At 30.0% G+C, this 7,221-nt stretch carries 5 protein-coding genes and 1 riboswitch; of the genes, 1 reads left to right on the forward strand and 4 read right to left on the reverse strand.

What is annotated here, in order from left to right:
• Positions 1-176: 176 nt before the first annotated feature.
• Entirely contained in the window at positions 177-986 is an 810-nt protein-coding gene (locus VN21_RS02600; RefSeq protein WP_046821910.1) for an HAD family hydrolase, read from the reverse strand.
• A gap of 190 nt (positions 987-1,176) precedes the next feature.
• Between VN21_RS02600 and VN21_RS02605 the strand changes: the two genes are divergently transcribed.
• Positions 1,177-1,785 (forward strand): class I SAM-dependent methyltransferase, encoded by a 609-nt coding sequence (locus tag VN21_RS02605; RefSeq protein WP_046821911.1) that lies wholly within the window; start codon positions 1,177-1,179, stop codon positions 1,783-1,785.
• A 228-nt stretch (positions 1,786-2,013) separates the two neighbouring features.
• On the opposite strand, the gene VN21_RS02610 is transcribed toward VN21_RS02605, so the two are convergent.
• The 3 genes from VN21_RS02610 to VN21_RS02620 all read right to left on the reverse strand — a co-directional run bounded on the left by VN21_RS02610 (position 2,014) and on the right by VN21_RS02620 (position 7,183).
• On the reverse strand, positions 2,014-3,696 hold the full coding sequence (locus VN21_RS02610; RefSeq protein ID WP_064503596.1) for an immunoglobulin-like domain-containing protein: 1,683 nt from the start codon (positions 3,694-3,696) through the stop codon (positions 2,014-2,016).
• A gap of 25 nt (positions 3,697-3,721) precedes the next feature.
• The gene (locus VN21_RS02615) at positions 3,722-6,130 is read right to left on the reverse strand and encodes a glycosyl hydrolase family 18 protein (protein ID WP_064503597.1); all 2,409 of its coding nucleotides are present in this window, start codon (positions 6,128-6,130) and stop codon (positions 3,722-3,724) included.
• A 193-nt stretch (positions 6,131-6,323) separates the two neighbouring features.
• A riboswitch (cyclic di-GMP riboswitch) is annotated at positions 6,324-6,414 on the reverse strand.
• A 94-nt stretch (positions 6,415-6,508) separates the two neighbouring features.
• Positions 6,509-7,183 (reverse strand): LPXTG cell wall anchor domain-containing protein, encoded by a 675-nt coding sequence (locus VN21_RS02620; RefSeq protein WP_046821912.1) that lies wholly within the window; start codon positions 7,181-7,183, stop codon positions 6,509-6,511.
• Positions 7,184-7,221 lie beyond the last annotated feature (38 nt).

Raw genomic sequence — 7,221 nt, forward strand, 5'->3', positions numbered from 1 at the left:
TCTCCTGTCTTATAATACTTTTTAATATTTATTCCATGTAAAATTTCGTTAAATATAATACATACTATACTAAAAGATAGGTGAGAAGGTTGCCAACTATCGGTTATAGAAATATAAAACCTTACGATACAAAAAAATAATGAGGGTTAAATAACCCTCATTATTTTTAATTTATATTATGCTAGTTCCTTAGCTTGTAAAACTTCTTCTTTTATAGTCTTCGTTACACCACATTCTTCATTTGTGTATTTAGTTTCAAAGTTCGCAATCTCTTTTACATCTTCATGACCATTTTTCATCGCATAACTATAATAAGCGCTCTTCATCATCTCTAAGTCATTTAAATGATCACCAAAGACCATAGTTTCTTTATAATCTATATCAAACATGTCTTGCACTTTTTTAATTGCAAGTCCTTTATTTGTTCCAAAACTAGATATGTCTAACCAATATCTTCCTGAAGGAGTTAATGTTACTCCTTCGATATTCGCATTTTTAAATATTTCATAGCTGTTAGTTTCGGCATCAGTTAAATCAAACATATTAACTTTAAATATTCCATCTTCCACATCTAATAATGAATCTACCTTTGTAACTGGCACATTCATAGGGAAAAGTATATTTAACTGTTTTAAAGCTTCTTCATCTTCTAAATATAGCCCCTTAGTCCCGCATAACATAGGATATGCATTCTCTACTTCACGCCCAAGTTCTACCAATTGTTTTATGGTATCCTTTTCCAGAAACTTTGAATATATACATTCATCTTTATAGTATATTCCTGTTCCATTTTCACAAATAAATAATAGTTCCTTTTTATAATCATCAAATTGATAAGATATATCTAAATAGTTTCTTCCTGTAGATATAGCAAACATTACATCTTTTTCTTTTAAAGCCCTTATAGTGTCTTTAAAATCTTTTGGAATTTCATGATTACTATTTAGTAATGTCCCATCCATATCCGTTGCTATTAATTTAACCATCTAATCCCTCCTATTGTATAATAAACTTTATAAAAATCGCCGTTCACAATTTTTAATTTATATATTACTCTTATATTATACATAAAATCTACAAAAACTAAAAGTCATGTGCATAATATTATAAATATTATGTATAATGTTATTTGTGTTTTGATTTTAAAATTTAACTAAATTTGAAAGAGGAAGTTTTATGGATGAAAAATTTTATGAAGATTTATTAAACATAAATACTATGGGTGAGAAACTTTGGGATTCTAGTGTTACACACTACCACCCATATCAAGCTACGTCATATATCGCACTTGATATATTATTTAAAACATACACTATGGATAAAACGGATAATGTAGTTGATTTTGGATGCGGCAAAGGCAGACTTATATTCTATCTTAATAGTTTTTTCAAATGTAATGCTACAGGTATAGAAATGGATGAAACTTATTATCAGGATTGCCTAATCAATAAAGAAAATTACTTAGACAAGCATAAGCGACTTTCTAGTCAAATAGATTTTAATTGTATTTTAGGTCAAGATTACCAAATTAAAGCTGTAGAAAACAAATTCTATTTTTTCAATCCATTTTCAGTTACTATCTTTAGAAAAATAGTAAATAATATTTTAAACTCTTATGAAAAAACTCCAAGAGTAGTAGATTTAATACTATATTATCCTTCAGAAGATTATATATATTTTCTAGAAAATAACACTGGATTTTTACTTTATGAAGAGGTCAAACTTCATGGATTGTATGAAAAAGATTGTTGTGAAAGATTTTTAATTTATAGGATGTATGCGTAAAAAATTCGCTTTGCTCATATCGCTCAAATTTCATGTCGTCAACGTCCACTCGGTAAACTCGTGTCCCGTTACTCAAACGACTCCGTCCGTTGCTTAAAATATTTTTTATGCTCAAAACATATTGTATTTATATAATTAAGTATCATAGGTTTTTAACAATTTTTAGTATTTATAATTTATTTAACCATAAAAAAATAACTGAAATTTATTCAGCTATTTTTTGTTTATCTATTTAATTAACTCCCAAGTATCATCACTTCCTGGAGTTGTGTTTGTCCACCATTTAGCTTTATATGTGTGCCCATTATATCTTACAAGCTCTCCTCCTTGGCAAACTAATCCTTCATAATAATCTATGCTTCCATCTTCGTTTGGAGTCACTATTTTTTGCCATGCTTGAGATTTATCTGGATCTTCACCTTTTACCCACCATTTAGCTACATATTTCTCTCCTTTAAATACAACTGAATCTCCCTCTAGATATATTTTATTCGAATCATATGTATCTTGTGATGGATCTGGCTTTTCTTTAACTGTTATTGTTCTTTGTTTGTTAGTTGTTAAACCTTCACTATCTGCTACAGAGTAACTTATTTTGTAATCTCCAGCTTTAGTTGTGTCAACTTTACCTTCTACTTTTATCTTAGATGTTAAATCTCCTTCTTCTCTATCTGCAGCACTTACCCCTTCTAATTCGTCAAACTTATCTCCTACATATATAGTTTTATTGTCTATTCCATGTAATGTAGGTGCTTGATTCTTTTGAGGATCTCCTGGTTCTGCACCCTCTCCAAAAGTTTTATATATATCTGTAAACTGATATTGACTTGTCACCCCTCTGTTAGTTTCTAACATAGCATCCCTATTCATTGACCAGAAAGATGTCATTCCTAATCCTTTTTCTATAGAGTGATCTACAACTAACTTAGTCCAATCAGTTCCAAATATAGGATGAGCTTCTCCTTCAAATCCAATAGATGAAGTTGTTCCTACTTTTTTATATGCTTCGCTATCTGTTAAAGATATATTTGCATAATTTTTAAAATACTGTTGTACTTGATTTTTAGTATTGTCAATAGCCCTTACAGAAGCAGTACCATAATTTTCACCAGGTAACAAAGTTCCACTTCCATAGCACATAGTCATTATATTTACAAGTTCTATATCTACTCCTTGAGATAGATAAGTTTCTAAAATATTTAAACCATCCGAAACTAATCCACTTGGTAAAACAGGTAATGTTAAAACTACATCTACTCCTGTTTCATCTTGAATTTTCTTTATAGCTTTAGCATTTGCTAAGGCCCCTTGTGTTCCATGTGTTTCAATATCTAAATCTATTCTTGTTAATCCATATCCATCTACAATATCTTTATATGTATTGTATAAGATATTTTCATCTTGAGTTGTAGCCCAAATCGGTTCTCCATTTACTCCTCCAAATGATACAACTACATCTCCTCCAATATCTCTTAATTCTTTAATTGACTGTTTTATACCTTGATATTGCGTATTGTCATTATTGTCTTCATTTAAAACAGAAAATCCACCCCATCCCCATTTTACTTTATTATTTTCTACTTTTCCTGTTGATTGTATAAATGCTAAATTAAAAAATTTTACTCCTGTATCTTCAGATATTCTTTTTAAATTTACAGTCCCATTATTTGTATACCCTTGTTTTGTTATCCAAGAAACCATATCAACATAAGGTGCATTAACTTGAGTTGGCCACTCAATACCTTGCCCTACTCCAAAATTAACACTCTTATTTGAATAACTTATATTCGTAGACTTATTTTCTTGTGCATTAACCTTTATTCCATCATACATTGAAATTCCTGATGCCATAACCATAGATACCATTAATGTGAATACTATTTTTTTATTTAATTTTTTTAAATGTTTCATATTTATTCTCCCCTTTAATAATTATTTATTTTATAAATTCCCAAGAAGCATCACTACCTGGAACTGTATTTGTCCACCATTTAGCTTTATATACGTGATTATTATATTTTACATACTCTCCACCATTGCAAATCATACCTTCATAATAATCTATAGTTCCATCTTCATTTGGAGTTATTACCTTTTCCCATGCTTGAGATTTGTCTGGGTCTTCTCCTTTTATCCACCATTTAGCTATATACTTTTCGCCTTTAAATATAACTGAGTCCCCTTCTAAGTATATTTTATTGGGGTCATATGTATCTTGTGATGGCTCCTCACCTTTTTTTACTACTGTTATAACTCTCTCCTTTTCTACTTTTGAACCTTTGCTGTCCTCAACTGAATAGACTAACTTATAACTACCCTCTTTATTCGTATCCACAGAACCAATAACATTTATTTTATTTGTTATATCTCCGTCTTCATTATCCGTAGCTGTTACCCCTGCTAATTTATCAAATGAATCCCCTATGTTTATAGTCTTATTATCTACACCATTTATTGCCGGAGCTTGATTTCCTGGAGGTTTCACTTCTGAATCATCTAGAATGGATTGTCTATACATATCTATCCCATTATCAGACATCCTCTGAACAAGATCTATTCCTGATATATTTGCATCTCCCTTTAATTTAAAAGTATATGTTTTTCCAGGTTCTATGTTTTTACCTTCCCAAACAGACTGTAAATCTACTATTGTGTACCCATTTTCATAAGTGACATTTCCAGCCATGTGATCGCCTGATTTTAAAGCTTTATCACTTTTTATATATAATTTAGGAGCTTTTATAGTTTCAGCACCTTTTTCTACTGAGGCTAAAACATCTTGTGACTCTTCTAATACTTCATTATTTTTTATAGCTATCTCATATCCATTTTTATCTTCACCCCATTGTTCTTCATACGGGCTTATTGATGTTTTAACATCTAATTTTGAAAAAGTTATTTCATTTTGTGGTAATTTTCCACTTCCAAAAAGTCCCTCTTTAGATGCTTTTGTCAATTCATCTCTTTTACTAGAATCCGTTTTAGCATCTTGAGAGGCCATCCATCCTATCATACCTCCAAGGTTATTATCATTTACATATTTTGTTTTTTCTGTTATTGATTTTACATTATCATATGTAAAAAGCTTTCCAGTACTTTCATCATAAAGATACGGTGCTTTTGCTGTATCATCCCAATATTCTTTTAGTCCTGGATACTTTGATTTTAATTTATCTAAACTTCTGTATGACCACACTCCGCCCATGCGACCTCCATCTCCTGACGCTAATGGAGCTTCATTTATAGCTCCTCTTGATGGTGTCTGATCTGCATCTTTTGTAGTTATTGAAGCCTTGTTAAAAATTCCTGGCAAAGAATTGTTATTACCTTTTTCAACTTTATCCCATCCACGAGTATAATAAGCTGCCCCTATTACAATTTTATCTTTTTCAGCGCCTTTATCTACTAGGTAATCAACAGTCTCATCTATTGATAAATTATTCCCCTTTATGGGGTCACTTTCGTTTGGATAAAGCGCTGTTTGATGACCGCTATATTCATCCCATGCTCCCCTCATGTCATAGGTCATTATATTTGCAAAATCTACAATGTTGAAAAGTTTTTCTGCATCTATGCCTAAATCGACTTTGCTCTTAGGCGCAGGTATTGCTACAGATAGTTCATAATCCTTACTTAGTTTGCTACTTTGTTTATCAAGTTCTGTTCTGAATTCTTGTAAAAGTTTTATATAATTTTCTTTATCTGCTTTAGTTGCATTAGGTGTACCTTCATCGTTTTTGTTGTCTACCAAATCAGGTTGCCTAACATCACATGGATATTCCCAGTCAATATCTACAAAATCCATGTTTGTGTAATCAATAAATTTCAGTACATTTTTAACTAAATTTGCTCTTTTATCTGGATTTGCAGCTACTTCAGAAAAATCACCTGATTTTGACCATCCTCCAAGAGACACTCCTATTTTTAAATTTGGATTTTTTGCTTTTAATTCTTGAAATGCACTTAATACACCAGCATTAGCAGCTCCCCATTGAACACCATCTTGACCTACAGGTGCTCCAACAGCAGCATCTTTATCTGTAAATTTTAAGTTTCCATTTGAATCAAAATCTAAGAAAGCAAAATTCAAATGAGTTAATTTATCTGCTGGTATATCCTTTGGATAAAAGTTTTCCTGTCCTCCCCAAATTGACCAGTCTCCATAATACATAACATTTCTTTTTTGATTATGGTTAACTGTGTTTTTAGAATGATTCGCAGTTTGTTCTTGCGCACTTACAATTATGCTATCACTTGAATATAACCCTTGTGTTATAAGCATAGACATCATTATAGCTACTAGCACTTTACTTCTGCGTTTCCTTAATCTTTTTAAATTTTTCATTCTTTCCCTCCAATTGGGCTATACTAGGTTAATCTTGATATAAAAACTAGACGCTTATAATCTCACACTCTTATGCATCTTATTAACCTTTGTTTTTTACTTAACAAAAAAAACCACTCCTAAAGAGTAGTTTAATGGTATAGTTAATAAGACATATAATAATGCCGTATAAAAACAAAAAGTATGTATACTCTTTGGCAACTGGCTGGCATAATATGTATAAACATACCTTAGCCCCTATAGCTTTGCGTCATTAGATTTCCCTAATTTTGCCTATTAAGTTTTTTTAACAGACAATATTCACTATTTAGTGAATATTATCTGTTTAATTCACTGTAATTATAGCAGACATTTTTATGATGTACAACATAATTTTTATTATTTGTTATTCATATTTTTTCTTTTTTTAAGAATAAATATGGCTAGGCCTAAAATTAAAACTATTCCTAAAATAGATATTATCACTATATTTTGTACATTTGGAATTTTTGCTTTTACATGTATATTTTCTAAGTTTGATAAGTTTAAATTCCAGTTATATTTATATATTCCATCTTTTTTTGAGTTTGAATTAGCATTTGATTCTACTAATTCTATAGGTGTATTTAAATTGAAATTCAAATCAAATCCTGATCCAAATAAATTTAACATTCCCATTTCTTCTTTACTCATGTTTTTGTTTATATAGTCTTTTAATTTTATATTTATATCGTATGTGTTAGATAAAAAGCTATCTTCTTTTTTTACACTTACTAAATCTCCAAACTTTTTGATTCCCTTACTATTGTTTTGTTTTAAGTTAGCAATATTTCCTAAGTTTTCAGTTATTTTATATCCTGTTTTGCCTGATTCTGTTATTTTCTCAACATTATCGTAATTTGATTTTAAGTCTTGCTCATTTATACCCTCCATTAGATAATCACTGCTTAAAATTTGTGCTGTAACACTTGCATTTCCTTTTTTATCTATATTAAGTGTTATATCTGAATTTACGCATCCAGTTAGCATAAATATAGATACAATCATACATATAGAAATAAATATTTTTTTCATATGATTTCCTCCAAATATTAATTTATATAAATATATTA

Source organism: Paraclostridium benzoelyticum (assembly GCF_001006285.1).
GTDB lineage: Bacteria > Bacillota > Clostridia > Peptostreptococcales > Peptostreptococcaceae > Paraclostridium > Paraclostridium benzoelyticum.